At 74.7% G+C, this 25828-nt stretch carries 23 protein-coding genes; 14 read left to right on the top strand and 9 right to left on the bottom strand.

The annotated features are described in order from the left end of the window. Positions 1-17: 17 nt before the first annotated feature. The 5 genes from AB0H83_RS32405 (at position 18) to AB0H83_RS32385 (ending at position 7658) form a co-directional block, all read left to right on the top strand. A complete protein-coding gene (locus AB0H83_RS32405) occupies positions 18-1664 on the top strand; it encodes an extracellular solute-binding protein (protein ID WP_360101663.1) in 1647 nt (548 codons plus the stop codon). Next, a complete protein-coding gene (locus AB0H83_RS32400; protein ID WP_360101661.1) occupies positions 1661-3160 on the top strand; it encodes a xylan 1,4-beta-xylosidase in 1500 nt (499 codons plus the stop codon). The genes AB0H83_RS32405 and AB0H83_RS32400 overlap by 4 nt, the downstream gene beginning before the upstream one ends. After that, positions 3160-3828: a hypothetical protein gene (locus tag AB0H83_RS32395; RefSeq protein ID WP_360101659.1), complete on the top strand. Its 669-nt coding sequence runs from the start codon at positions 3160-3162 to the stop codon at positions 3826-3828. The genes AB0H83_RS32400 and AB0H83_RS32395 overlap by 1 nt, the downstream gene beginning before the upstream one ends. Further along, positions 3825-5852, top strand: coding sequence for an alpha-glucuronidase (locus AB0H83_RS32390; RefSeq protein ID WP_360101657.1), 2028 nt, complete (start codon positions 3825-3827; stop codon positions 5850-5852). Before AB0H83_RS32395 ends, AB0H83_RS32390 begins: the two co-directional genes overlap by 4 nt. Before the next feature lie 147 nt (positions 5853-5999). Continuing rightward, on the top strand, positions 6000-7658 hold the full coding sequence (locus tag AB0H83_RS32385; RefSeq protein WP_360101655.1) for a cellulose binding domain-containing protein: 1659 nt from the start codon (positions 6000-6002) through the stop codon (positions 7656-7658). A 60-nt stretch (positions 7659-7718) separates the two neighbouring features. On the opposite strand, the gene AB0H83_RS32380 is transcribed toward AB0H83_RS32385, so the two are convergent. Next, positions 7719-8465: a TetR family transcriptional regulator gene (locus AB0H83_RS32380; protein ID WP_360101653.1), complete on the bottom strand. Its 747-nt coding sequence runs from the start codon at positions 8463-8465 to the stop codon at positions 7719-7721. Between the two features lie 100 nt (positions 8466-8565). Here AB0H83_RS32380 and AB0H83_RS32375 point away from each other — a divergent pair, with 100 nt between their 5' ends. Next, positions 8566-9300 carry a Crp/Fnr family transcriptional regulator gene (locus tag AB0H83_RS32375; RefSeq protein WP_360101651.1) on the top strand — a complete coding sequence of 245 codons (735 nt, stop codon included), beginning with the start codon at positions 8566-8568 and terminating at the stop codon, positions 9298-9300. Between the two features lie 16 nt (positions 9301-9316). Then, positions 9317-9604 (top strand): DUF1905 domain-containing protein, encoded by a 288-nt coding sequence (locus AB0H83_RS32370; RefSeq protein WP_360101649.1) that lies wholly within the window; start codon positions 9317-9319, stop codon positions 9602-9604. A 21-nt stretch (positions 9605-9625) separates the two neighbouring features. Here the strand turns inward: AB0H83_RS32370 and AB0H83_RS32365 are convergent, their stop codons facing one another. Both AB0H83_RS32365 and AB0H83_RS32360 read right to left on the bottom strand, forming a co-directional pair. Beyond that, positions 9626-10552, bottom strand: coding sequence for a M56 family metallopeptidase (locus AB0H83_RS32365; protein WP_360101647.1), 927 nt, complete (start codon positions 10550-10552; stop codon positions 9626-9628). Next, positions 10549-10917, bottom strand: a complete 369-nt coding sequence (locus AB0H83_RS32360; RefSeq protein WP_033363857.1) for a BlaI/MecI/CopY family transcriptional regulator — start codon at positions 10915-10917, stop codon at positions 10549-10551. The genes AB0H83_RS32365 and AB0H83_RS32360 overlap by 4 nt, the downstream gene beginning before the upstream one ends. Before the next feature lie 83 nt (positions 10918-11000). Here AB0H83_RS32360 and AB0H83_RS32355 point away from each other — a divergent pair, with 83 nt between their 5' ends. The 4 genes from AB0H83_RS32355 to AB0H83_RS32340 all read left to right on the top strand — a co-directional run bounded on the left by AB0H83_RS32355 (position 11001) and on the right by AB0H83_RS32340 (position 17570). After that, entirely contained in the window at positions 11001-12407 is a 1407-nt protein-coding gene (locus AB0H83_RS32355) for a cytochrome ubiquinol oxidase subunit I (RefSeq protein WP_360101645.1), read from the top strand. Positions 12408-12417: 10 nt separating this feature from the next. Next, positions 12418-13434: a cytochrome d ubiquinol oxidase subunit II gene (gene cydB / locus AB0H83_RS32350; RefSeq protein WP_360101643.1), complete on the top strand. Its 1017-nt coding sequence runs from the start codon at positions 12418-12420 to the stop codon at positions 13432-13434. Continuing rightward, positions 13431-17006, top strand: a complete 3576-nt coding sequence (cydD, locus tag AB0H83_RS32345; protein ID WP_360101641.1) for a thiol reductant ABC exporter subunit CydD — start codon at positions 13431-13433, stop codon at positions 17004-17006. The genes cydB and cydD overlap by 4 nt, the downstream gene beginning before the upstream one ends. Before the next feature lie 297 nt (positions 17007-17303). After that, on the top strand, positions 17304-17570 hold the full coding sequence (locus AB0H83_RS32340; protein WP_360101639.1) for a hypothetical protein: 267 nt from the start codon (positions 17304-17306) through the stop codon (positions 17568-17570). A gap of 19 nt (positions 17571-17589) precedes the next feature. On the opposite strand, the gene AB0H83_RS32335 is transcribed toward AB0H83_RS32340, so the two are convergent. Further along, positions 17590-17892, bottom strand: a complete 303-nt coding sequence (locus AB0H83_RS32335; RefSeq protein ID WP_360101637.1) for a hypothetical protein — start codon at positions 17890-17892, stop codon at positions 17590-17592. A 23-nt stretch (positions 17893-17915) separates the two neighbouring features. After that, positions 17916-18617 carry a DUF4386 domain-containing protein gene (locus AB0H83_RS32330; protein WP_360101635.1) on the bottom strand — a complete coding sequence of 234 codons (702 nt, stop codon included), beginning with the start codon at positions 18615-18617 and terminating at the stop codon, positions 17916-17918. 88 nt (positions 18618-18705) lie between these two features. Here AB0H83_RS32330 and AB0H83_RS32325 point away from each other — a divergent pair, with 88 nt between their 5' ends. Beyond that, complete coding sequence (locus AB0H83_RS32325) at positions 18706-19383, top strand: TetR/AcrR family transcriptional regulator C-terminal domain-containing protein (RefSeq protein WP_360101633.1); 678 nt, start codon at positions 18706-18708, stop codon at positions 19381-19383. A gap of 27 nt (positions 19384-19410) precedes the next feature. Further along, complete coding sequence (locus AB0H83_RS32320; protein ID WP_360101631.1) at positions 19411-20469, top strand: aldo/keto reductase; 1059 nt, start codon at positions 19411-19413, stop codon at positions 20467-20469. A gap of 64 nt (positions 20470-20533) precedes the next feature. On the opposite strand, the gene AB0H83_RS32315 is transcribed toward AB0H83_RS32320, so the two are convergent. The 3 genes from AB0H83_RS32315 to AB0H83_RS32305 all read right to left on the bottom strand — a co-directional run bounded on the left by AB0H83_RS32315 (position 20534) and on the right by AB0H83_RS32305 (position 23180). Continuing rightward, positions 20534-20935 (bottom strand): hypothetical protein, encoded by a 402-nt coding sequence (locus AB0H83_RS32315; RefSeq protein ID WP_360101629.1) that lies wholly within the window; start codon positions 20933-20935, stop codon positions 20534-20536. 38 nt (positions 20936-20973) lie between these two features. After that, entirely contained in the window at positions 20974-21399 is a 426-nt protein-coding gene (locus tag AB0H83_RS32310) for a hypothetical protein (protein WP_360101627.1), read from the bottom strand. A 152-nt stretch (positions 21400-21551) separates the two neighbouring features. Beyond that, complete coding sequence (locus tag AB0H83_RS32305; RefSeq protein WP_360101625.1) at positions 21552-23180, bottom strand: CocE/NonD family hydrolase; 1629 nt, start codon at positions 23178-23180, stop codon at positions 21552-21554. Between the two features lie 162 nt (positions 23181-23342). On the opposite strand from AB0H83_RS32305, the gene AB0H83_RS32300 reads away from it, so the two are divergent. Next, entirely contained in the window at positions 23343-23915 is a 573-nt protein-coding gene (locus AB0H83_RS32300; RefSeq protein WP_360101623.1) for a helix-turn-helix domain-containing protein, read from the top strand. A 44-nt stretch (positions 23916-23959) separates the two neighbouring features. Here the strand turns inward: AB0H83_RS32300 and AB0H83_RS32295 are convergent, their stop codons facing one another. After that, positions 23960-25693: a condensation domain-containing protein gene (locus AB0H83_RS32295; protein ID WP_360101621.1), complete on the bottom strand. Its 1734-nt coding sequence runs from the start codon at positions 25691-25693 to the stop codon at positions 23960-23962. Positions 25694-25828 lie beyond the last annotated feature (135 nt).

Below are 25828 nucleotides of genomic sequence, written 5' to 3'. Positions count from 1 at the left end.
CCAGACAAGGAGTCCCCATGCATCAGGTATCCAGGCGCGCCCTGTTCGGCGCGTGCGGCGCCGCCGCCCTGGTCGCCCTCGCCGGCTGCGGCGGCGACGACGACCCGGACAAGGGGCAGGACTACACCGGGCACCGCGACGGTGCCATGGACGCCTACGGCCTCGGCCAGCAGTTCACCGCCACCCAGCCGCTGAACTTCTCCATCATGATGCTCAGCAACGCGGCGTACCCGTACAAGGCCGACTGGCTGTTCTTCAAGGAGCTCACCAAGCGCACCAACGTGACGCTGCAGGCGACCGTCGTGCCGGGCAGCGACTACAACCAGAAGCGCAGCGTCATGGTCGCCGCCGGCGACGCCCCGATGATCATCCCGAAGACGTACCACCCGGACGAGGAGGCCTACATCGCCAGCGGGGCGATCCTGCCCGTCAGCGACCACCTCGACCTGATGCCGAACTTCCGCGACCAGATCGCGAAGTGGAACCTGCAGTCCGACCTCGACGCGCTGCGCCAGGAGGACGGCAAGTTCTACCTGCTGCCCGGCCTGCACGAGGACGTCTGGTCCGAGTACTCCCTGGCGGTGCGCACCGACGTGCTGCAGCAGCTCGGCCTGCAGGCGCCCAAGACGTTGGAGGACCTGCGCACCGTGCTGCGCGCGATGAAGGCCGCTCACCCCGACGTGTACCCGCTGTCGGACCGCTGGAGCAGCCCGCCGAACCCCGGCGCCAACAGCCTGCTGTCGCTGGTCGGCTCCGCGCACGGCATCATGACCGGCTGGAGCTACCAGCACACCAGCTGGGACGACGCGGCGAAGGCGTTCGTCTACACCGGCGCGACCCCGCAGTACAAGCAGATGGTCGAGTACCTCAACTCGCTGGTTGCCGAGAAGCTCATCGACCCGGAGAGCTTCACCCAGTCCGACGACATCGCCAAGCAGAAGTTCGCCAACGGCAAGTCGTTCGTGATGAGCTGCAACGCCCAGACCCTCATCAACGAGCTGCGGCCCAGCATCGCGAAGATCCCCGGCGCGACCGTGGTGAAGATCCCCGCGCCGACCGGCCCGATGGGCGACACCAAGGCCGGCAGCCGCCTGGAGAGCGGCGTCATGATCTCGGCGAAGGCCCGCGACAGCAAGAACTTCGTCGCCCTCATGCAGTTCATGGACTGGCTGTACTACTCGCCGCAGGGCAAGCTGTTCGCCAAGTGGGGCGTGGAGGGCACCACGTACACCGGCAGCGTCGAGGACGGCACGTTCAAGCTCGCGCCCGACGTCAACTGGGGCGGGCTGAACCCCACCGGCACGAAGAACCTCCAGGTCGAGTACGGCTTCCTCAACGGCGTGTTCATCTACGGCGGCAGCACCAAGCTGCTCAACTCCCAGTTCCCCAAGGAGGAGCAGGCGGTCCAGGACGTGATGAACGCCCGCAAGAACCGGCCGCTGCCCCCGCCGCGCCCGCTCAACGCCGACGAGCGGGAGCAGGCGACGCTGTGGGAGACGACGCTGAAGGACCACGTGAACCAGCAGACGCTGAAGTTCATCCTCGGCACCCGCCCGCTCAGCGAGTGGGACGCCTACGTGAACGAGCTCAAGGGCAAGAACATGACCCGCTACATCGAGATCGTGAACGCCGCCTACAACCGGTACAAGAAGAACCACGGATGACCGGGAGGCTCGGCGACGCGTGGCGGCACTGCATCGGTGCCGGCCGCTTCGACCTCGCGCTGCGCCGCGACTACCAGGACTCCCTGGCGCTGCTGCAGCGCGAGATCGGGTTCCGGTACGTCCGCCAGCACGGGCTGTTCAGCGACGGCATGGGCGTGCACCGGCCCTACGACCACGGCGGGGCGCGGCACGTGCTGCACGCGTTCACCTACGTCGACCAGGTCGTCGACGCCTACCTGGAGCTGGGCGTCCGGCCGTTCGTCGAGCTCGGGTTCACCCCGCCGGGGCTGGCCTCCGGTGACCAGACAGTGTTCTGGTGGCGGGGCAACGTCACCCCGCCCAGCTCCCGCGCCGAGTGGGCGGCGCTGGTCCGCGCCACCGTGGCGCACCTCGTCGACCGGTACGGCATCGAGGAGGTGCGCCAGTGGCCGATCGAGGTCTGGAACGAGCCGGACCTCGACGTCTTCTGGCAGCACGCGGACCAGGACGCCTACCACGACCTGTACGAGGCGACCGCGGCCGCGGTGAAGGACGTCGACGCCGGGCTGCAGGTCGGCGGCCCGGCCCTGTCACCCGGCGCGGACGACGGGTGGCTGCCGCGGTTCGCCGAGTTCGTGACCGCGCGCGACGTGCCGGTCGACTTCGTCAGCCGGCACGCGTACACCTCCGGCGCGGCCCAGCACGTGCCGTTCGGCGTGCACCAGACCCTCGCGCCGGCGGCGACGCTGCTGACGCAGTTCGGCGCGCCGCGCAGGCAGCTGGCCGGCACCCCGCTGGCCGGCCTGCCGGTGCACATCACCGAGTTCAACTCCTCCTACCGGCCGGACAACCCGGTGCACGACACCGCGTTCCACGCCGCCTACCTCGCGCCGGTCGTGGCCGCCGCGGGCGACCTCGTCGATTCGTTCTCCTACTGGACGTTCTGCGACGTGTTCGAGGAGAACGGCATCCCGGTGTCGCTGTTCCACGGCGGGTTCGGGCTGCTCACCCATCGCCAGATCCGCAAGCCGACGTTCCACCTGTACGCGTTCCTCGCCCGCATGGGCGACCAGGTCCTGGCCCGCGGCGAGGACCACCTGGTGACCCGCGACGGCGACGGGCGGGTCACCGTCCTGGCCTGGGCCCCGGTCGACCACACCGGGCTGGGCCCGCCGGTCGCCGGGCACCGGGTCCGGCTGTCCGTGCCGGTCGGGCCGCCGGGCACCACCACGGCGTACGTGGCCCGCTCCTCGGTGTCGGAGGAGGCGGGCAACGCGTGGGCGGCCTGGCGCGAGATGGGCAGCCCACGCTCGCCCCGCGCCCGGCAGCTCGACGCGCTGCGGGAGGCCGCGGAGCCGGCCCGGCGGCACCACGCCGTGCCCGTCGCCGCCGGCCGGGCCGGGCTCGACCTGACCCTCGCCGCGCACGAGGTCACCCTCGTCGAGGTCACCGCCGTGCACGACGAGACCCCGCCCTGGTGGGACGACGACCGGCTGCTCGGCGCGGGTGGCCCGTGATGCGGCGGTTCGGCACCGGGCCCCTGTCGCGGCTCGCGGCGCGCATCTACACGCTGCTCGTGGTGGAGGCGGCGCTCGTCGCCACCACGGCGCCCGGCCTGGTGCTGCTCGTCCTGCTCGACCGGGACGCCAGCAACGTCCCGCTGTTCGTGCTGTGCGCGCTGCCGGCCGGCCCGGCGCTGTCGGCCGCCCTCTACGCGCTGCACCGGCAGCCGGCCGACCTCACCGACCTGCGCCCCGCCGCCGCGTTCGGGCGCGGCTACCGGCGCAACGCGGGCGCCGCGCTGCGGGTCTGGGTGCCGCTGCTGGCGGTCCTGGCCGTGGTGGCGGTGAGCCTCACCCACCGGGAGGCGGCCGGTGTACCGGTGTGGTGGTCGGCGCTGCTGGTGGTGCTCGCCGCGGTGGCCATCCTGCTCGCCCTCGCCGCGCTGGTCATCGTGTCGCTGTTCGAGTTCCGGCCGGTCGACGTGCTGCGCCTCGCCGTGCACTTCGTGGCCGGCCGGCCCGCCGTCGCCCTCGGCACCACCGGGCTGCTGCTCGCGGCCGCCGCGGTCACGATGCTGACCTCCGAGGCGGTCCTGCTGCTGCTCGGCTCGGCGTTCACCGCCGCGCTGCTGTCCGTCACCCGGCCGATGATCAGCGGCATCACGGAACGGTTCGTGGCGTGAACCCCCGCCCGGACCCCCGCACGGACGGGCCCTCCTCCGCGCCTTCCGGCGCGCCCTTCCAGGTGCCCGGCTGGGTGCCCGGGGTCCATCCGGCCTGGCTGCCGCCGTCGGCGATGCGGTCCGTCGGCCGCCGCCGCGTCCAGGTGCACGGCGACGGGCCGCTCGTGGCGACGGTGCGCGCGGAGGTCGGGCAGGCCCAGGCGCACCACGGCGGCGCCGGCGACGGCCCGCCCGACCTCGTCCTGGCGCTCTCCCCGGCGGAGCCGCCGGACGCCTTCGCCGTGTCCCGGGCGGCGGGCGTCACCACCGTCGCCGCCGGGGACGGTGCCGGGCTGCTGTACGGGCTGTTCCACGTCGCCCGGCTCGGCGAGGCGGCCTTCGGCGAGCCGTTCCCGCCGCGGGCGCACCGGCCGGCGTACGAGCGGCGGATGGTGCAGCACTGGGACAACGTCGACGTGCACCCGGTCATGGGCCAGGTCGAGCGCGGCTACGCCGGCGGGTCGCTCTTCTGGGACGACGGCGCGCTGCGCGCCGACCTGACCCGCGCCGCCGCCTACGCCCGGCTGCTCGCGTCCGTCGGCATCAACGCCGTGTCGGTGAACAACGTCAACGTGCACGCGACCGAGGCGCTGCTGCTGACCGACCGGCTCGGCGACGTCGCCACCCTCGCCGAGGTCTTCCGCCCGTACGGGATCCGGGTCCACCTGTCGGTGAGCTTCGCCGCGCCGGCCCGTGACCTCGGCACCGCCGATCCTCTCGACCCGCGGGTGGCGGCCTGGTGGGCGCTGGCCACGGACCGGGTCTATGAGGCGGTCCCCGACTTCGGCGGGTACGTGGTGAAGGCCGACTCGGAGGGGCAGCCCGGCCCGTTCGCGTACGGCCGCAGCCACGCCGACGGCGCCAACGTGCTCGCCGCCGCCATCGCCCCGCACGGCGGCGTCGTGCACTGGCGGGCGTTCGTCTACAACCACCGGCAGGACTGGCGCGACCGCGGCACCGACCGGGCCCGCGCCGCCCACGACCACTTCGCCCCGCTCGACGGGCAGTTCCTCGACAACGTGGTGCTGCAGGTGAAGCACGGCCCGATCGACTTCCAGGCCCGCGAGCCGGTGTCGCCGGTCATCGCCGCCATGCCGGGTACGCGGGTCGCGGTCGAGCTGCAGGTGACCCAGGAGTACACCGGCCAGCAGCGGCACGTGTGCCACCTCGGTCCGATGTGGAGCGAGGTGCTCGGCTTCGCGCCGTGGGGCGCGGACGGGCCGGCGGTCGCCGGGATCGCGGACGGGCTCACCGGGGTCTCCAACGCCGGCGACGACCCGTTCTGGACCGGGCACCCGCTGGCCCAGGCGAACCTGTACGCGTTCGGCCGGCTCGCCTGGGACCCGCACCTGGACCCGGTCGGCGTGCTCGACGAGTGGATCGACCTGACGTTCGCGCCGGACACCACCGCCGACCCCGGGCTGCTGCGCGGCACGCTGCACGCCGTCATGGACGATTCGTGGCGCACGTACGAGCGGTACACCGCGCCGCTGGGCATCGGGTTCATGGTCCGGCCCGGGCACCACTACGGGCCCGACGTCGACGGCTACGAGTACACGCCGTGGGGCACCTACCACTTCGCCGACCGTGACGGCGTGGGCGTGGACCGCAGCACCGCCACCGGCACCGGCTTCGCCGGGCAGTACCCGCCGCCGTGGTCGCGCGTCTACGGCTCGCCGCGCGAGTGCCCCGACGAGCTGCTGCTGTTCTTCCACCACGTGCCCTACGGCCACGTCCTGCACGACGGCACCACCGTCATCCAGCACATCTACGACACGCACTTCGCCGGCGCGGAGGAGGTGGCGCGGATGCGGCGGCTGTGGTCGCGGCTGCCGGCCGGGCTCGTCGACCCGGCCGTGGCCGAGCGGGTCGCGGAGCGCCTCGACGAGCAGCTGCGCAGCGCGCGGGAGTGGCGCGACCAGATCAACACGTACTTCCACCGCAAGTCCGGCGTCCCCGACGCGCACGGCCGCCGCATCCACTGACCGGTCGTGCCGCCGGGCGTGCAAGGTACACGCCCCCCGGCGGTGCGACCTGCGACATCGGGGTGTTTGGAAACATTTCCTCGATGACCGCGATCGATTTCTGCCACGCTCGTCGCGGCGCGCCACCCCGCCCGATGGGAGACACCGATGACCATCAGACCGCCCCGTTCCAGACTCCGCCTCGCCGCCGTGGTGCTCACCGCCGCCGCGACCTTCGCCGGCGGGCTCACCGTCGCGACGCTCGCCGGCACCGCGGAGGCGGCCCTCACCTCCACCGTCGAGGACGAGGGCGCCGACTGCCCCGTGCCGGCGCTGCCCGACGCCGGTGCCCTGCCGACCAACGCGAAGCTGCCCGACCCGTTCAAGCGCCTCGACGGCAGCCGCATCGCCACGAAGTCCGACTGGCGGTGCCGGCGGGAGGAGGTGAAGCGGCTGGCGGAGAAGTTCGTCTACGGCGAGAAACCCGCGAAGCCGCAGAGCGTCACCGGCACCGTGTCCAGCACCGGCGTCGCCGTCAACGTCACCCACAACGGCCGCAGCTCGAGCTTCTCCGCGCGGGTCGAGCTGCCCGGCGGCACCGGCCCGTTCCCCGCCGTCGTCGTCCTCGGCGGCTTCGGCGCAGACACGGCCGCCATCAAGGCCGCCGGCGCCGCCGTCATCAGCTACGACCCGTACGCGGTCGGCAAGGAAGGCACCCCGCGGACCAACAAGCAGGGCGCGTTCTACAGCATCTACGGCGCGACCAGCAGCACCGGCCTGCTGATGGCGTGGGCGTGGGGCGTGAGCCGCATCATCGACGTCGTCGCCCAGTCCGACGGGCGGATCCTCAAGGCCGACGCCATGGGCGTCACCGGCTGCTCCCGCTTCGGCAAGGGCGCGTTCGTCGTCGGCGCGTTCGACCAGCGCATCGCGCTGACCATGCCGATCGAGTCCGGCAGCGCCGGTGTGCCGATCTTCCGCGGCATCCCGGGGGAGGGCGCGCAGAGCCTCAGCAGCGCGTACGGCGAGCAGCCCTGGCTCGGCGACGCCTTCGGCACGTTCACCGGCAACCCGAACCGGCTGCCGGTCGACACGCACGAGATGGTCGCGATGGTCGCGCCGCGCGGGCTGTTCGTCATGGACAACCCGCACATCGCCAACCTCGGCCCCAGATCGGCGAGCGTGGCCGCGCTCGGCGGCGCCGAGGTGTACAAGGCGCTCGGCGCCGGCGCGAACATCACCTACTGGTCCGACGTGCAGGACGGCACCCACTGCGCCAACCGGCCCGAGTGGCGCACACCGCTGCAGCAGCACATCGCGAAGTACCTGCTGCGCACCGGCAACGAGCCGGGCGCGATCCGCATCTCCAGCCGGGCGCTCGGCCGGCTGTCGGACTGGAGCGACTGGCAGACCCCGGTCCTCGCCGACGGCGAGTCCCCGTCGCCCTCGCGTTCGGTCTCCCCGTCGGCGTCCGTCTCCCCGTCGGTGTCGGTGTCCCCGTCCGCGTCGGCGTCGCCGTCCGGGCCGGTGTCGCCGCCGCCCGGGCAGGGCTGCACGGCCGTCGCCACCGTGCAGAACGCGTGGGACGGCGGCTTCGTCGCCTCCGTCAGGGTGACCGCCGGCGCCGCACCGATGTCCGGCTGGAGCGTGCGCCTCGCGCTGCCCAACGGCGCGATCACCAACCTGTGGAACGGCCGGCTGTCCGGCACCACGGTCACCAACGCCACCTGGAACGGGGCCCTGGGCGCGGGCGCCTCCACCGAGTTCGGCTTCCAGGGCACCGGCTCGGCGACCGGGCTCGCCGCGACGGGCTGCACCGCCGCCTGACCCACGCCGGCGGGCGTTCAGGCCCCCTGCGGCGCCCGCCTTTCCCGCGCCGGCGGGTGCTCAGGCCTCCTGCAGCGCCCGCCGGATCGCGGCGGCCACGTACTCGGGGTCGCGCTGGTCGTGCAGCACGATCACCGCGGTGCCGCCGTTGCCGTTACCACCACTGCCGTTGCCGACACCGTTGCCGAGACCGTTGCCGACACCGTTGCCGCCGTCGGGCCCGGCGGCGCCGGCGGCCGGCTCTGGGCCCGCGAACAGCGCCACGACCTGGGCCATGGCCGCGTCGAGCTCGGCGGCCGGCTCGGTGGTGTCGCGCCGCAGCCACCGCCGCAGCACGTGGTTGTGGGCGGACACCACGGCGGCGGCCATCAGCTCGGCCCGCAGCGCCGCGCCGGGGGCGGGCCCCATCCACTCGGCGATGAACTCCCGGAACAGCCGCTGGTACCGCGCGACGCTGGCGATCTCCCGGTCGCGCAGCGTCGAGATGCGGCTGGTGAGCGCGTAGCGCCGGCGGGCCCGGCCGTCCTCTTCGACGTACCGCAGCAGCACCAGCCGCACGGCCTCGGTCACGGCCACGATCGCGGTGTCGGCGCTCGACGTGGCGAGGCGGTCCTTGACGGCCGCGAGGAGCCGGTCGTGATCCGGGAAGATCACGTCCTCCTTCGACCGGTAGTGGCGGAAGAGGGTGGTCCGCCCGACGCCCGCGCGGTCGGCGATGTCGTCGGCCGTCGTCTGCTCGTAGCCACGCTCGTCGAACAGTTCGAGGGCGGCATCGACAAGACGGTCTCGTACAGGAATCCCGGTCACGGTCCCATCCTCGCGCATCCGCTCTGAGCTGTTGCTTTCCGGTTTCGGTATCCGGTACCGTCACAATGGTACTCAGTACCGCTCGGCTTGGGGAGGGCACATGGTCCTGACGTTTCCACCCAGCACCGCGGCCACCGGGCTCGCCGCCGACCCGGTGCTGCGCTCCACAGACCTGTTCCGCAGCATCGACCCGGGCGCGGCCGCGGCGCTCGCCGCCGAGTTCGAGCCGGTCCACGCCGAGCGCGGCACGGTGCTGTTCACCGAGGGCGACCCCGGTGACCGGCTGTACATCGTGCTGAGCGGCAAGGTGAAACTCAGCCGCCGCGCCCGCGACGGCCGCGAGGGGCTCATGGCGCTGCTCGGCCCGACCGACCACTTCGGCGACTTCGAGCTGCTCGACGGCGGCCCGCGCGCCGCCGCCGCCACCGTCGTGTCCGACGCCCGCCTCGCCGTGCTGCCCAAGCCGGTCCTGGACCGGTGGGTCGCCCTGTACCCGCACGTGGCGGAGCAGCTGCTGCGGGTGATCGCCCGCGGCATCCGCGGGCACCGCGCGGCCGTCGACGACCGGCTCTTCAGCGACGTGCCCGGCCGGGTCGCCAGCCGGCTCATCCAGCTCTCGCAGCGCTTCGGCGTCGCCGAGGGCGGCGCCACCCGGGTCGTGCACGACCTCACCCAGTCGGAGCTGGCGCAGTTCGTCGGCGCCTCCCGCGAGTCGGTGAACAAGGTGCTCGCCGACTACGCCGCCCGGGGCTGGCTGCGCCTGGAGCACAAGTGCGTGGTCATCATGGACAACGCGCCGCTGGCGCGGCGCGCGCAGCACGGCCGGCGGCGCTGAGCTCTACTGTGGTCCGGTGGACCTGGAGTTCAGCGGCGAGGTGTGGTTCTGGCGCGGCCCGTCACCGTTCCACTTCGTGACCGTGCCCGCCGACGAGTGCGCCGCGCTGCAGGCCGCCGCGGGCCTGGTCACGTACGGCTGGGGGATGGTCCCGGTCGCGGCACGCATCGGCGGCACGCACTGGAAGACGTCGCTGTTCCCCAAGGACGGCGGCTACGTCGTGCCGCTGAAGGACCGGGTGCGCCGGGCCGAGGAGATCGAGCTCGGCGACACCGTCACGATCCGCCTGACCGTCGCGGTGTGACGTCCCGCGGCGGAGCGCAGATCACAGGGGCCAGGTGTGCAGCGCCTGGTCCAGCCACGGCACCACGAGCAGGATCGTGGGCAGGACGAGGATCGCGGCGGCGAGGGCGTAGACGGCCGCGCTGAGCCGCCCGTCCGTGCCCGGCGCGTCCGGTGCGAGCCGGTCCAGCCGCCATCGGCGCTCCCGCTCGGTGTCGCGGCCGTCGCCGTCGAGCTCCAGGTCGCCGACCGTCCCGCCGAGCGCCTGCAGCGCCTCCCGCAGCGGCGCGGTGCCGTGCCGGCGGCGGGCCGCGTCGTCGGCGAGGCCCTCCAGCAGCAGGTGCACCGCGTCGAGCGGGGCGCGGCTGCGCAGCGGGGCCGGCACCGCCCGGTAGAAGGCGGTGAAGGACTCCATCACCACGTCGTGGCGGGCCCGCAGGTGCGCCCGCTCGTGCGCGAGCACCGCCGTCACCTGCGGTGGGTCCAGCACCCGCAGCGTGCCCTGGCTCAGCACGATGCGCGGCGAGCGGCCCGGGACGCAGTACGCGAACGGCAGCCCGCCGTCGAGCACCCGCAGCGCGCCGGCGGGCACCTCGGCGTCGAAGGACGCGTGCTCCTCGGCCCGGTCGAGCAGGTCGGCGATCAGGCGGTGCCGGGCGCGGCGGACCCTGGACCGGTACGCGACCAGCCCGACCGACACGAGCAGCCGCACGACGATGACGGCGGCCACCGCCAGCGCCGTGACGAGCGCCGCCACGGCCAGGGTCTGGTCGGCGCCGCGGGCCCGCACCAGCTCCTCGGGCCCGGCGAGCACGACGCCGAGGGCACACAGCACGGCGGTCAGCGTGACCGACTGCCAGAGCACGACGGCGGCGCCGGGCGCCCGCGCCGTCCAGCGCGCCCGCGCCAGGGGACCGGGCACGACCAGCGACAGGGTGAGGCCGAGCGCGCCCAGCAGGAGCGCGGTCACCGGCCTTCGGCGGCCTTCAGTGCGGCGGCGAGCGCGGCGGCACCGGCCGGGCCGACCCGGCCGACGAAGTGGGCCAGGGCCGCGTCGCGGGCCGCGCCGTCCGGTGCGGCGCTGAGCGCGTCGAGCATGAGCGCCGCGGTCATCTCCTCGCGGGTCTGCGCCGCCGCGTACCGGTAGGCGCGGTCCGCCTTCTGCTGGGTGACCACGCCCTTCTTGGCCAGCCGGTCCAGCACGGTCATCACGGTCGTGTACGCCAGGCCGCGGTCCGGGTCGAGCCGCTCGTGCACCTGGCGGACCGTCAGCGGCTCGCCGGCGTCCCACAGGCGCGCCATGACCTCACGCTCAAGATCTCCCAGTCCGGCCATGCCCCAAGTGTAATCCGAATTACGGTCCGCGTCGTACTACGGCACGTAGTATCTACTACGACGTGTCGTAGATGGGGGAGTCAATGGGACTCGACGTGCTCGACCTGACCCGGCTGCAGTTCGCCGTCGTCACGATCTACCACTACCTGTTCGTGCCGCTGTCGATCAGCCTGTCCGCGGCCACCGCCGGGCTGCAGATCGCCTGGATGCGCACCGGCCAGGACCGGTACCGGCAGCTGACGCTGCTCGTCGGCAAGCTGCTGATCGTCACCTTCGCCGTCGGCGTGGTCACCGGCCTGGTCCAGGAGTTCCAGTTCGGCCTGGCCTGGAGCGGCTTCGCCCGCTTCTACGGCGACGTGTTCGGCCCGACCCTCGCCATCGAGGGCATGCTGGCGTTCTTCCTCGAGGCGACGTTCCTGGCCCTGTGGTACTTCGGCTGGGACCGGCTGTCCCGCCGGGTCCACCTCGCCACCATCGTGGTGGTCGCCGTGGGCACGCTGCTGTCGGCGTTCATCATCCTGGCCGCGAACTCGTTCATGCAGCACCCGGTCGCCTACGAGCTCGACCCGGTCACCGGCCGCGCCCACCTCACCAGCTTCCGCGAGCTGCTGCTCAACGAGGTCAACCTCGCCGCGTTCCCGCACACCACGGCCGGGGCCGTGATGGTCGGCGGCGCGCTGCTGCTCGCCGTCGGCGCCTGGCGCGCCTGGCCACGCCGCCAGCCGCTTGAGGACGGTGACGCCGCCGCCTTCGGTACCCTGGCCCGGGTCGGCGCCTGGATGACCGTGGCCGGCGGCGCGCTCACCGCCGTCACCGGCGACCACCTCGGCAAGGTCATCACCCAGGTGCAGCCGATGAAGATGGCCGCCGCCGAGGCCCTCTACTCCACCACGACCGGCGCGCCGTTCTCCCTGTTCGCGGTCGGCGGCCCCGACGGCGGCGAGCCGTTCTTCAGCGTCGAGATCCCGTACCTGCTGTCGATCCTCGCCTACGGCGACCCGAACGCCACCGTCGCCGGCATCGACGACCTGCAGGCGCAGTACAGCGCCGCATACGGCGCCGGCAGCTACATCCCGATGGTCCCGGTGGCGTTCTGGACGTTCCGCGCGATGATCGGCGCCGGCATGCTCGCGATGCTGTTCGCCGCCCTCTACCTGTGGCGCACCCGCCGCGGCCGGCGCCCCGCCGGCTGGATCGTGCGGGCCGCGCCGCTGCTGCCGCTGCTGCCGGCCGCCGCGAACAGCCTCGGCTGGATCTTCACCGAGACCGCCCGGCAGCCGTGGATCGCGTTCGGCCTGACGAAGGTCGCCGACGGCATCTCCCCGGGCCTCACCAGCGGCGAGGTGCTCGCGTCCCTGCTCGGCTTCGCCGCCGTCTACGGCATCCTCGCGGTCGTCTGGCTGCGCCTGGTGCGCCACCTCGTGCGCCGCCCGCTCGGCCCGCCCCGCGCGGCCGAGGAAGCCGCCGCCGAACCGGCCCTGAGTTACTGAGGAGGCTCCCATGGATCTCGTCGTCATCTGGTACGCCCTGATCGTGCTCTGCTGGGTGCTGTTCTTCGTCCTGGAGGGCTTCGACTTCGGCGTCGGCCTGCTCAGCCCGCTGCTCGGCCGCGACGAGCACGAACGCGCCGCCGCCGTGCGTACCATCGGCCCGTTCTGGGACGGCAACGAGGTGTGGCTGGTCGCCGCGATCGGCGTCACCTTCGCCGCCTTCCCCGGCTGGTACGCGGCCCTGCTGTCCGGCCTGTACCTGCCGATGGTGGCGATCCTGCTGCTGCTCGCCGGGCGCGGCGTGGCCCTGGAGTTCCGCGGCAAGCACGACGACCCGCGCTGGCGCCGCCGCTGCGACGCCGTCCTCGCCGCCTGCTCCGCCGGGGTCGTGCTGCTGTGGGGCGCCGTGCTGACCGTCTTCGTGCGCGGCCTCGCGCTCGACGCGGGCGGCGAGGTCACCGGCGGCGGGCTCGGCCGCACCCTCGCGCCGCTGCTCACCCCGGCCGCCGCCCTCGGCGCGCTGCTCGCCCTGACCGCCGCGGTGCTGCTCGGCGCCACGTTCCTGACGCTGCGCACCACCGGCCCGGTGCGCCGCCGGGCCGCGCTGCTGGCCCGCCGGGTCTCCCTGGCCGGCGCCACCGTCGCGCTGCTCGCCGCCGGCGGCGCGGCCCTGACCGGGGCGGCCGGCACCGCCGCCGTCGCCTCCGTCGCCGCGCTGGCCCTCGCCGGGCTGGCCGTGCTGGCCCGCCGGCCGGGGACGCGGTGGGAGGCGGCGTCGTTCGCGCTGACCGCCGCCGCCGTCGCCGGGGCCGTGGTGGCCGCGCTCACCGCCAACGGCGACGTCGTGCTGCCCAGCACCCTGTCCGGCGCCTTCTCCCTCACCATGCACGACGCCGCTGCGACCGGCTCCACACTGCGGCTGATCAGCGCCGCCGGGGTCGTCGTGCTGCCGGGGGTGCTGGTGTACCAGGCGTGGTCGTACCGCGTCTTCCGCCACCGCGTCGCCAGCGAACGGGTCGCCTCGTGAGCGGTCCAGGGGGCGGCGTGCGCGGGCGGGTCGCGCGCGGGCCGGTCGACCCGCGGCTGTTGCGGCACGCCCGTTCCAGCCGGGCCGGGATCGCCGTGCTCGCCACGATCGGTGCCGCCCAGGCCGCCGCCACGGTGGCGCTCGCCGTGATCCTCACCGGCATCGTCGTCACCCTCGCCGGCCCCGGACCCCGTGCCGTCGGTGCCGGGCCGCTCGCCGCGCTCGCCGGGGTGTACGCCGCCCGGGCCGCCCTCACCTGGGCCGAGCAGGTGGCCGGGCACCGCACCGCCGCCCGGGTCACCGACGAGCTGCGCCGCTCGGTGCTGCACGCGGCGCTGCGCCGCGGGCCCGCCTGGGTCGCCGGGTACGGCACCGGCCGGCTCGTCGCCGTGCTCGGCGGCGGCCTCGACGCGCTGCGGCCGTGGTTCAGCGGGTACCTGCCGTCGCTGGTCCTCGGGGTGGCCCTGCCGCCGCTCGTGGTGGCCACCATGCTCGTCGCCGACCCTGCCTCGGCCCTGATCGTGCTGGTGACCCTGCCGCTGGTGCCGCTGCTCGGCGCCCTCATCGGCTGGGCCACCCAGCGGCGCGCCCAGGACCGCTGGCAGGCCGGCGCGCGCCTGGCCGGGCACTTCCTCGACGCCGTGCGCGGCATCGCGACGCTGCGCCTTTACGGCCGCGCCGAACGCCAGATCGCTGCCGTGCGCCGGATGACCGACGGGCACCGCGCGGCGACCGTGCGGGTGCTGCGGGTCGCGTTCCTCTCCTCGACCGCGCTGGACCTGGTCGGCACGCTGTCCGTCGGGCTGGTCGCGGTCGAGGCGGGGCTGCGGGTCGCCGCGGGCCGGCTCGACCTCGGCCCGGCGCTGCTGGTCATCCTGCTCGCCCCGGAGGCGTACCGGCCGCTGCGCGAGGTCGCGGCCCGCTTCCACGCCAGCGCCGACGCGGGCGCCGTCATCGCCGACGTCGACGAGATCCTGACCCCGGCCGGCGGGAGCGCTCCGCCGCCGGCCGCGGGTGACGACGCGCCGGGTGTCGTGGCGGCGGGGCTGCGGGTCCGGCACGCCGGGACGGCCGTCGACGCGCTGTCGCTGCCGTCACTCACCGTCCACAGTGGAGAGTTCGTCGGGCTGCGCGGGCCGTCCGGGGCGGGGAAGACCACGACGCTGCGGGTGCTGGCGGGGCTGCAGCCGGTGCTGGCCGGCAGCTTCGAGGTCGGCGGCCGTCCCCTGTACCTGCCGCAGGACCCGACCCTGCCGCACGCGCGGACCGTGGCCGAGGCGGTCACGCTCGACGACGAGGAACGCCCCGGCGACGGCGTGCTCCTCGACGCGCTGCGGACGGTCGGGCTCGACGCGGAGGTGCTCGCCATGCCGGGCGGGCTGCTGGCCCCGCTCGGCGAGCGCGGCCAGGGCCTCTCCTCGGGCCAGCGGCAGCGGCTCGCCCTCGCCCGGCTGCTGCGGCAGGCCGCCACCGGCCCGGCTGTGGTGCTGCTGGACGAGCCGACCGCCCACCTGGACGCGGCCGCCGAACGCCTCGTCATCGGCGAGCTGCGGGCCCTGGCCGAGCGGGGCTGCGCGGTGCTGGTCGTCGCGCACCGGCCCGCGGTGCTCGCCGCCGCCGACCGCACCGTGCTGATCACCCCGCCGCCCGCCGCCGCTGTACCGGTGGAAGACGCCGGTCTGCCGTTGACCGCGGCCGGGCCTGCGGTGGCCGGAGCCGCGACGGTGGGTGGGCCTGCGGTGGCCGGAGCCGCGACCGTGGGCGGGGAGCCGGATCGGTCGTCGCGGGCGGGCGGCGGGCTCGGCCTGGTGCGGGCGGCGGGGCGGCGGCCCGTCACGGCGGTCGCGCTCGGGGCGGCGTCCTGGCTGGCCGGCATCACCCTCACCGGCGCCGCGACGTGGCTGATCGTCCGGGCCGCCGGGCTGCCGCCGGTGCTGACCCTGTCCGCGGCCGTCGTCCTGGTACGCGGCAGCGCCGTCGCCCGGCCGCTGCTGCGGTACCTCGAACGGCTCGTCTCGCACGAGGTCGCGTTCGCCCGGCTCGGGACGTGGCGGGCCGAGGTGTACGCCGACCTGATCCCGCGGGTGCCCGGCCCGGCCCTGCACCGCCGCGGCGACCTGCTCACCAGGGTCGTCGACGACGTGGACGGCCGGGTCGACGGGGTGCTGCGGGGAAGGCTGCCCGCGTACGCCGCCTGGGGCGCGACCGCCGTGGCCGTGGCCGTGGCCGCGCTGGTCTCGCTGCCGGTCGCCGCCGCCCTCGCCGCGGGCGCCGCCGTGGCGGGCGGGCTGGCGCCGTGGCTGGCCGCCCGGCACGCGGACCGGACCGACGCCGCCACCGGCCGAGCCCGCGCCCGGCTGCGCGACGCCGTCGTGGAGACCGTCGAGGGCGTCGAGGACCTCGCGGTGCGCGGCGCCGCGGCCGCGCTCGCCGTCCCGGACCGGCGCAGCCAGGCCCTGTCCCGCCTGGAGTCCGGCGCCGCGGCCACGGCCGGCGCCGCGGCGGCCCTGGCCCACCTGGGCTGCGGCGTCGCCGTCGTCGGCACCGCCCTGGCCGTCGCCAGCACCGGCCGGCACCCGGCCGAGACCGCCGCGATCCTGCTGCTCGGCGCGGTCGCCCTCGCCGAACCCGTGCTGACCCTGCCCGCCGCGGCCGTCGCCCGGCGCGCCGCGGCCGGTGCCCGCCGCCGCCTCGCCGCGCTCGCCGCACAGCCGCGCCCCGCCGCGGCACCGAGCCCCGCCGCGCAGCCAAGCCCCGCCGCAGCACCGAGCCTCGCCGCACAGCCGCGCCCCGCCGCGGCGCCGAGCCCTGGTGCGCAGGCAAGCCGCGCCGCGCAGCCAGGCCTCGCCGCGCCGGCGCGTACCGAGGCCGCGGGCGGCACCGGCGAGGACGTCACGGTGTCGGTCGAAGGGCTCACCGCGGGCTGGGACCCGGCGCGGCCGGCGGTCATCGACGGCCTCGAGCTGCGGCTGCCGCCGGGGCGGCGGGTCGCGGTGCTCGGCGCGTCCGGCAGCGGCAAGTCGACCCTCGCGGCCGTGCTGGTGCGGATGCTCGACCCGCGCGGCGGCCGGATCCTGCTGGGCGGCACCGACCTGCGCGACCTGCCCGACCCGGTGCTGCGCCGCACGGTCGGCATGGTCGGCGACGCGGCGGACCACGTGTTCGCCACCACCGTCCGGCAGAACCTGGCCCTGGCCCGGCCCGCCGCCACCGACGCCGACCTGCGCGCCGCCCTCGCGGCCGCCCACCTCGGCCCGTGGCTCGCCGGCCTGCCCGACGGGCTGGACACCTGGCTCGGCGAGGGCGGCGCCACGATCTCCGGCGGCCAGCGGCGGCGCCTCGCGATGGCCCGCGCGCTGCTCGCCGGCCCGGCGCTGCTGGTCCTGGACGAGCCGACCGAGGGCCTCGACGAGCAGGAGGCGGCGGCGCTGATGACCGACCTGCTCACCGCGGCGACGGGCCGTGCGGTGCTGCTGCTCACCCACCGCCGGGACGGCCTCGAACACGTCGACGCCGTGTACGACCTCACCGGCGGCCGCCTCACCCCGGCCCCGGCCCCAGTGCCGGCCTGACCCCCTTGCCATGAAAACGGCCGGCGCGGCCGCAGCCCGCGCCGGCCCGCCGTGGCGCGACCGCGGAAACTTTCACGGCCCGGACGGTGGCGGGGGCGGCCGCGGTTGACCGCGGTGACGGGCGGGGCTAGCTTGCCGTGTCGAAGCGCATCGACACAGGTCACTCACTCTGCCAATTGCGGTCCGTGGGGCGGCCTGCCTCAAGGAAGGTCGTGCGGGTATGCGTAGGCGCACCGCAGTTGCCCTGTCCGCCGCGACGATCGGCGCGGCCGCCACCGGCGTGCTCGTCACGGGGCGGTGCCCAACGCCCGCAACGTCGCCGTCGGCGGGCACACCTGGAACGTGTACCGCGGCTCGAACGGCGCCAACGCCGTGTTCTCGTTCGTGCGCACCAGCACCACCGCGTCCGGTACCGTCGACGTCCTCGCGGTCATGAACTGGCTGCGCACGCAGGGCTGGTGGGGTGACGTGACCGTGGGCCAGGTCCAGTTCGGCTTCGAGCTGACCGGCACCGCCGGCCGCTCCTCGTTCACCTGCAACAGCTTCTCGCTCGACTACAGCTGAGCCGCGACGGGCGGGCCGCTCAGGCGATGCCGTGCTGCCTGGCGATGGCATCGACGGCGTTCTTGGCCTCCAACAGGCTCGCGCCCGTCGCTTCGCGGTACGCCTTGACGGCATGCACCTTGCGGCCGGCGAGGAGCTCCAGCATGACGGCGTCGGGCTCGTCCTCGCGCAGGCCGAGGTGGGCGATGACCAGGTCCAGCTTGCGCTCGATCGCGGCCAGCCGGCGGGCCTGATGGTCGGCGGCGGCGCGGCGGCCGCTGCCCACGACCAGCAGCACGAGGATGAACGGCAGGAGCACCACGACCGGCAGCAACGATTCCATGCCCATCATTGAACACCGCGCCGTCACGCCGCCGCGGGCTCGGTGCCGGGCTCCAGGGCGGGCTCCAGGGCGGGCCGGCGCACGCCGCGGACCAGCAGGTAGCCGACCATCCACAGCTCACCGACCGTCGCCGGCACCACCAGCAGGTCCCCGGCTCCTGCCAGCCCGGGCGTGAGGTAACCGAGGAACGCGGCGAGCACGTACCCGACGCCGCCGGCCACCAGGATCCAGCCGAGCGCGCGCGGCATCCACCCCGACCGCAGCACGCACCAGCCCATCGGGATCAGCCACAGCCCGAAGAAGATCCCGCCCGCGCTCCACAGGCCGCCGCTCACCAGGTACAGCAGCTGCACACCCGCCGCCGCGTCGCCGAACGGGTCGCCGGCCAGCTGCACCGCCGCACCTAGCAGCGCCGCGCTGACGAGGATCAGCACCGCGTTGACCAGGCCGAACGCGGCGATGCCGGCCGCCGCCGTCCCGTGCGCGGTGCGGAACAGCCGGTGGAACCACACCGCGGCGAGCGCCTGGGTGAGCACGACGAGCAGCTCCAGGGCGACGCCGGTGCGGGCCAGCGACTCGTGCGCCACAAGGTTGGCCAGGGTCGCCGCCGGGTCGCCGTCGACGAACAGTCGCGAGCGCACGAGCAGGAACCCGAGCCCGCCGGTGACGGCGAGGCCGAGATAGAGCAGGCCGGTGACGCGGGCGGTGCGGATCAGCGGATGCATGAGGGGCTTCCTTCGCAGGCCAGGACAACCTTACCTCGTAAGGTAACCATACGTTGTAAGGTAGCGGCAAGAGGTGAAGGGAGCACCGGTGGCACGCAAGGCGACCCGGCCGCCGCTCAGCCGCGAGCGCGTCCTCGCGGCGGCGGTCGCGCTGGCCGACGGGCACGGCATCCAGGCGCTGACCATGCGCCGGCTCGCCGTGGACCTCGGCGTCGAGGCGATGTCGCTGTACTACCACCTGCCCGACAAGGAGACGCTGCTCGACGGCGTCGCCGAGACCGTCGTCGGCGAGATCGCCGCCGCGGTCGAGCCGCTGACCGGCGGGCCATGGCGGGAGGTGCTGCGCCGGCAGTTCCTCGCCGCCCGGGAGGTCATGCTGCGCCACCCGTGGGCGCCGGGGCTGCTGGGCACCCGGCGGAGCGTCCCGGCGGCCGTGTTCGCGTATTACGACGGGATCCTCGGCACGCTCGTCGGCGGCGGGTTCAGCTACCACCTGGCGCACCGGGCGCTGCACGCGTTCGGCAGCATGCCGCTCGGTTTCGCGCAGGAGGTGTTCAGCCCGGCCGCGGCCGGCGGCAGCATGGACGTCGAGGCCACGGAGGCGGAGCTCGCCGCGATGGCGCAGCGCATGCCGCACCTGACCGCGATGGTCGCCGCCGAGGTCCACGCCGCGGCGGACCCGGCCCTGGGCTGGTGCGACAGCCAGGTCGAGTTCGAGTTCACCCTCGACCTGCTCCTGGACGGGCTGGACCGGTTGCGCGGCTGAGCCGCCGCCGCTGGGTAGGGTGGCCGGGTGGAGTATCGCGCGCTCGGCCGGTCCGGTCTCATGGTCTCCGTGCTCACGATGGGCACGATGACGTTCGGTGGGAAGGGCGGCTTCGCCGCCGTCGGCGCCACGGACGTGACGGAGGCCCGCCGCCAGGTCGACCGGTGCCTCGACGCCGGGGTCAACCTCATCGACACCGCCGACGTCTACTCGACCGGCGAGTCGGAGCGCATCGTCGGCGAGGTGCTCAGCGGGATGCGAGGCCGCCGCGACGACGTGCTCGTCGCCACGAAGGTCCGCATGCCGATGGGGCCCGGCCCCAACGACGCCGGGCTGTCTCGCCAGCACGTCATCGCCGGCTGCGAGGCGAGCCTGCGCCGGCTCGGCACCGACCACATCGACCTCTACCAGCTGCACGAGTGGGACGGCGTCACCCCGCTGCAGGAGACGTTCGAGGCGCTCGACCTGCTGGTGCGCGCCGGCAAGGTCCGTTACGTCGGGCTGTCCAACTACGCGGGCTGGCAGCTGATGAAGGCGGTCGGCACCGCCGTGCAGCACGGCCTGCCGCGCCCGGTCAGCCAGCAGATCTACTACTCGCTGCAGGCCCGCGACGCGGAGTACGAACTGATCCCCGCCGCCGTCGACCAGCGCCTCGGCGTGCTGGTGTGGAGCCCCCTGGCGGGCGGGCTGCTGTCGGGTAAGTACCGGCGCGGCCAGCAGGCGCCGGCGGGGTCCCGGCACCTCTCCGACTGGGACGAGCCGCCGGTGTACGACCAGGACAAGCTCTACGACACGGTCGAGCTGCTCGTCGAGATCGGCGCCGGGCACGGCGTGTCGGCCGCGCAGGTCGCCCTGGCCTACATCCTCGGCCGGCCCGCGGTGACGTCGCTGGTCATCGGCGCCCGCACCAGCGAGCAGCTCGCCGACAACCTCGCCGCCGCGGACCTGGTCCTCAGCGACGAGGAGCGGCACCGGCTCGACGAGGTCAGCGCCGTCAAGCTGCTGTACCCGTACTGGCACCAGGCGAAGACCGCGCGGGACCGGCTCTCCCCGGCGGACCTGACCCTGCTCGGCCCGCACCTGTGACGCGCCGTCACCCCTTGACGTAGGCGCGGGGTGACGGCCCAGCCGCCATCCCGCCCCCGGGGCGTCAGCAGATGTAGTAGCCGTCGCGCCCGGCGGCCTGCTCGTTGAAGGCCGCGAACCGCTCGACCCACGCCGTCACCTCCTCGACGCCGGGGTGCTCGTCGTAGAACGACAGCAGCTCGCCGGCGACCTTGGCCTCGACGGCGGCACGCAGTCGCGCGGCGACGAAGGCCGCCTCGGCCGCGGTGACGTGCCCCTCGTTGTACTGGAAGCGCCGCGCCCGCAGCGTCTGCTCGCCGGGCTCCAGGCCGGGCGTGGCCAGCGCCTGCTCGAAGCCGTCCCCGCCGATCGCCCCGGCCTCGATCATGATCAGCCGGACGTAGTTCATCTGCTCGCCGTTGAACGCGCACGGGGTGCTGGCGTAGCCCTCGTCGGTCGGCGGGTCGAAACTGAATGCATATCCCATGCCGCGGCACGATAGCCGGGGCCCTCCACCGCCGGCCGTCAGACGTCCGCGTCGATGTGGACGGTGCCGGTGTCCACGTCACACACCTCGATGGTCCCACCGGCCATGGTGAAGTCGACGTTGTACTGGTGCCCGGCGCCCGCGCCGTCGGTCAGCGTCACGTTGACCAAGCCGGTGCCGCCGGGCGTGTGCCGCGAGGAGACCGGCTTGACCTGCCACGGCCGCGGGTAGGCGGCGAAGCCGGCCCTGAGCTCGTCGGCGGTCGGCGGCGTCGCGGCCGGCCCGGCGTCGCACCAGTGCGACGCGGCGGCGGCGTAATCGGCGCGCTCCAGCTCGCCGAAGAGTTCCTCGACGGCGACCTTGATGTGCTTGCCGTCGCCGGCGCCGAACGGGTCCGCACCGGGGAAGCTGCAGCCGGTGAGGGCCAGGGCGAGGCAGGCGGTCAGGGCGAGCTTGCGCAGCATGCCGTCACCGTATGCGCCGGCGGCCCGCAGCAGGGTCGGGCCGCCGACACCCACCGCGCGTCGTGGGTCACGCCGTCGCAGCACCGGCTGAGCGCCGGTCGCCGGTGCGCCGCCCGGGAGGCGGGCGGCGCACCGGCCGGTGCCGGCCGCGGTCAGCGGACCGGCACGTCCACGTAGGACCCGCCGGCGACGGTGACCGTGCCGCCGGGCGCGTTGGCGTCGTAGTACAGCGGGTCGACCGTGTCCACCACGAGGGTCAGCGCGTGCCCGGCGGGGACGTCGTACGCGGTCGCCGACAGCGCCACGTCGACGCTGCGGCTGCCGCCGGCGGTGCCGAGCCACGTCACCGGGGCGTGCGTGACGAGCTTGGCGTTGCCGAGGCTGTCCAGGTCGTACAGGTACGCGACCACGGTGCCCTGCGCGGCGGTGCCGGTCAGGTTCAGGTGCACCTTCGGCACGCCCCGGATGCGCAGCGGGGTCGAGGGCCGCTCGGAGGCCCACACCCCGGCGCGCAGCCGGTCCACGGTCGGCAGCCAGATCTGCGGCAGGACGCCGGTCAGCGCGGCGGCGCCGTTGGTGAGCAGCACGACCCCGCCGTCGGCGGTGGTGTTCAGCTCCGCCGGCAGGCTCTTGCTCCAGCCCGTGCTCGGGGCGCCGCCGAGCAGGCCGGTGCCGTCCCACCAGCGGATCTGGCCCAGGCCGTACCGGCGGACACTCCCGCTGAGCGAGGACCACGCGGGAAAGGCCTCGGTGGCGGCGTTGTGCGGCTGCACGAGCACCCCTGGCTCGCCGGAGATGCCGGTGTCGATCCCGGCCAGGTACTGGTCGAACCAGCGGTACGCGCTGCTCCACACGGCGTTGGGCAGGCCGGCGACGCCGGTCAGCTCGGCGATGGCGTGGTCGCCGGGGCGCAGCTCGAGGCGCTTCGGACCGGCCAGCCGGCCGTAGAAGTCGACCAGCTGGTTGGGTGGGAAGATCGAGTCGCCCCACGAGTTGGCGATGAGCACCGCCGGGCGGTTGGCGTTGATCGCGTCGAGGTAGGTCGCCGCCGAGCGGGCGCCGGCCCACGCCATGATCTGCGCGACGTTGCGGTTGGCGTTGAAGTCGTCGAGCTTGCCGGACAGCTCCGGGCCCGCGTTGCCCAGCAGCGCGGCGGCGAGTTGCAGCAGCCCGACGGACTGCCGGTGGCGGGTCTGGTCGCCGTACAGCGAGTACACCAGGTCGGTCCAGCCGCTCATCATGACCACGGCCCGGATGCGCGGGTCGAAGGCCGAGCCGAGCAGGCTGATGCCGGCGCCGTAGGAGATCCCCGCCGCGCCGATGCGCGACGGGTCGGCGGCGGTGTTCGCAATCGTCCAGTCGATGACCTTCGACAGGTCGGCCATGTCCTTCGGCCCGGCGGTGTCGATCTCGCCGCCGGAGGCCCACCAGCCGCGCGGGGTGTAGGAGACCACGACGTAGCCGCGGCCGGCCAGGGTCCTCGCCTGCGCGACGTACTCCAGGTCGTTGAGCCCCCAGCTGGCCGGGAACACGATCGCCGGGTACCGGCCGGCGGCGGACGGGGCGATCACGTTGGCCTTGAGGACCACGCCGCCGGAGCCGGTGACGTCGACGAACCGGAACCCGGTCGTCGGCACGGGGGCCGCGGCGACCTGGGTGGCGGCAACCGGGGCGGCGGCCGGGGGAGCGGCCGCGGCCGCCGCCGGGTCCGCCGCGGTGAGCACGGCGGCGGCGAGCACGGACAGCAGGCAGACGGGCAGGGGTGTTCGGCGCTTCGCCATGCGCGCTCCTTCGGAGGCGGGGTGGGCCGGGGCGGGGTCGGTCAGGCGGGTGCCTCGGTGGCGGGAGCGTAGAAGCGGGTACCGAGAATTTGAAGTTCATGACATTATCGTTACTTGTCGGTAACATGTGTTGCTGCGATGCCGCTCGGGAGGGTGTGGCCGGTGCTGTACGGAGCCCAGACGCCGCGTCGCCGGGACGCGCAGCGCAACCGCGCGGCCATCGTCGAGGCCGCCTCCGAGATGATGCTGAGCCGCCGCACCACCGTGCTGATCCCGGAGATCGCCCGCCGGGCCGGCGTCGGCCAGGCGACCCTCTACCGGCACTTCCCGGACCGGCAGGCGCTGACCGCCGCCGTCGTCGCGCACGAGCTGGCCCGGCTGGAGGCGTACGTGGCCGCCAACGCCGACCGCCCGGCCGCCTTCCGCGACCTGCTCGCCGGGCTGCTGCGCACCCAGATCGCGATGCGCCCGCTGGTGCTGTACGTGCGCCGGCTGGACCGGGCCACCCGCGACCGGTACCAGCAGCGCATGATCGCCACACTCACCGGACCGCTGCGCCGCGCCCAGCAGGAGGGCCTCGTCCGCGCCGACCTCGCCCCCGCCGATCTGGCCCTGCTGTGCACGATGGTGGAGGGCGTGGTGGAGACGGCCGACGCCGACGCCGCGACCCGCTCCATCGACCTGATGCTCGAAGGCGTGTGCGTCACCGGACCGGCGGCGCAACCGCGGCCGTGAGCACCGGCACCGCCGCCGTGCCGCGGCGGGTCAGGTAGGGCGGGTCAGACGGCGCTCAGCGCCAGGTCGCCGGTGCGGCCGGAGCCCTCGGCCAGGACCGGCTCGGCCTGCCAGGCGGCGAGCAGCGCCGGGTCGGCCGGGGACTGTCCACACAGGACGTACCGCTGCGGCGCCATCGCGGCGTGCCGCCCGGGCAGCGCGGCCAGGCACCGCTCGTGCGCCTCCTGCGCGGTGGCGGGGCCGCCGGCGACGTAGGCGGTGAGCGGGACGCCGTCGACGCCGGGGAAGACCCGGCAGACCGCGGGGGCGAGGGCGTCGTCGAGGAGGCGCTGGACCTCGGCGACGTCGACCCAGCAGTGGTCGATGTGCAGCCAGCCCGGGGGCCGCTGGATCGGTGCCAGCCCGAGCGCGCCGACGATGCCGGCGTGATCGAGGTCGCCGCCGGCCGCGGCGATGACGAGCCGCTCCAGGGCCAGCAGCAGCGACTCGGCCTCCGCCGGGCTGACCCGGGAGGTGTCGCCGGTCCAGACCCGGGCGATGAGCGCGCCGTCGACGCTGCCGAGGTCGAAGCGCAGCAGGATGTCGGTGGCGGGCAGGTCGACCCACTGGGTCTCGGTGGCGGGCGCCAGCGCGATGTCGCGCAGGGACCCCGGCGCCGGGGCGCGGGTGTCCATCACGATGCTGTTGAACATCGGCTCGAACGTGGGCGCGATCCCGCGTTCGGCGACGATGCGGGTCGACTGCTCGTGCTGGCGGTGCACGTCGTACGCGCCGTGCAGGCCGGCCTGCAGCACCGCGCCGAAGCAGCGGCGCACCAGCGCGTCGAAGCCCGAGTCGCCGACCTCGACGGTCAGGAACGTGGCCTGCGCCAGGGTGCCGACGTAGCGGAGCAGGTCGGACTCGAACCGGTTCGCCGACAGGGTCACGAAGGTGCAGGTGGCGTCGCCGGTACGGCGGGACAGCAGCGCGCAGAACGCGGCCAGCACGATCGCGGGGCGGCTCGCGCCGGTGCGGGCCGCGACGTGCTCCAGCGCCATGGCCGCGGCGGGCGATGACATGCCGCACGCGCCGGATCCCGTGCCGGCGCCGGACGCGGCCGGCGGCGCGGTGCGCGGCTTGGCGTACGGGTGCGCCGGCGCGACCCGCAGCGCCCGTGCCCAGTGCCGCACCGCCTGGTCCATCCGCCGGCGTCGGGCCGGCCGGTCCTCCAGCGCGGCGCGGTCCAGCGGCTGGGGACGGGGCTCGCCGGGCACCCGGGCGGCCGGGTCGCGGATCATCTCGGCGAACTCGGCGTCCAGCACCGCGAGGGCCTGGAAGTCCACGGCGAGGTGCGAGCACACCATGACCGCGGCGGTGACGAGTCCCGCGGCGGTGACGGCGACGCCGAAGCGGACCGGCGGCTCGGCGGCGACGTCGAACGGCTCCGCCCGGCACAGCGCGACGAGCCGCGCAGCGGCACCGGCGCCGCCACCGTCGGGGGCGTCGCCACCACCGTCGGCGTCGTGGACCAGCAGCGGCAGCGACCCGGCGGCCAGGACCCGCTGCTCGCCGGGGTCGCCGAGCCGGTACGTGCTGCGCAGCCCCTCATGGCGGCACAGCAGCACCCGCAGGCACGCGGCGACGTCCTCGACGGTCGTGCCCGGCGGGACGGCGAAGGTGTGATCGAGGACGGCGGCGGGCGCGTGCGGCGCGTTGAGCAGCCACTTGGCGATGTTGCGCTGGCCGGCGGTGAGCGGACCGGCCGCGTCGCGGTGGCCTTCGAACCGTAACGGCACCATTTCCTGGTCCTTTCGTCCGGCCGCGTGCGGCGCACCGACATCGAATCAAGAAACTCGTGCGCAGATCAATGAAAGTTTCAGTTTTGGTTTTTCGAAAACTGCGCCGCTGCCCGCCTCCAGCAGGGCAACCCCGGC

It is taken from the genome of Dactylosporangium sp. NPDC050688, assembly GCF_040654515.1.
In the GTDB taxonomy this organism is placed as follows: domain Bacteria; phylum Actinomycetota; class Actinomycetes; order Mycobacteriales; family Micromonosporaceae; genus Dactylosporangium.
This window is presented reverse-complemented; position numbering and strand designations above follow the sequence as displayed.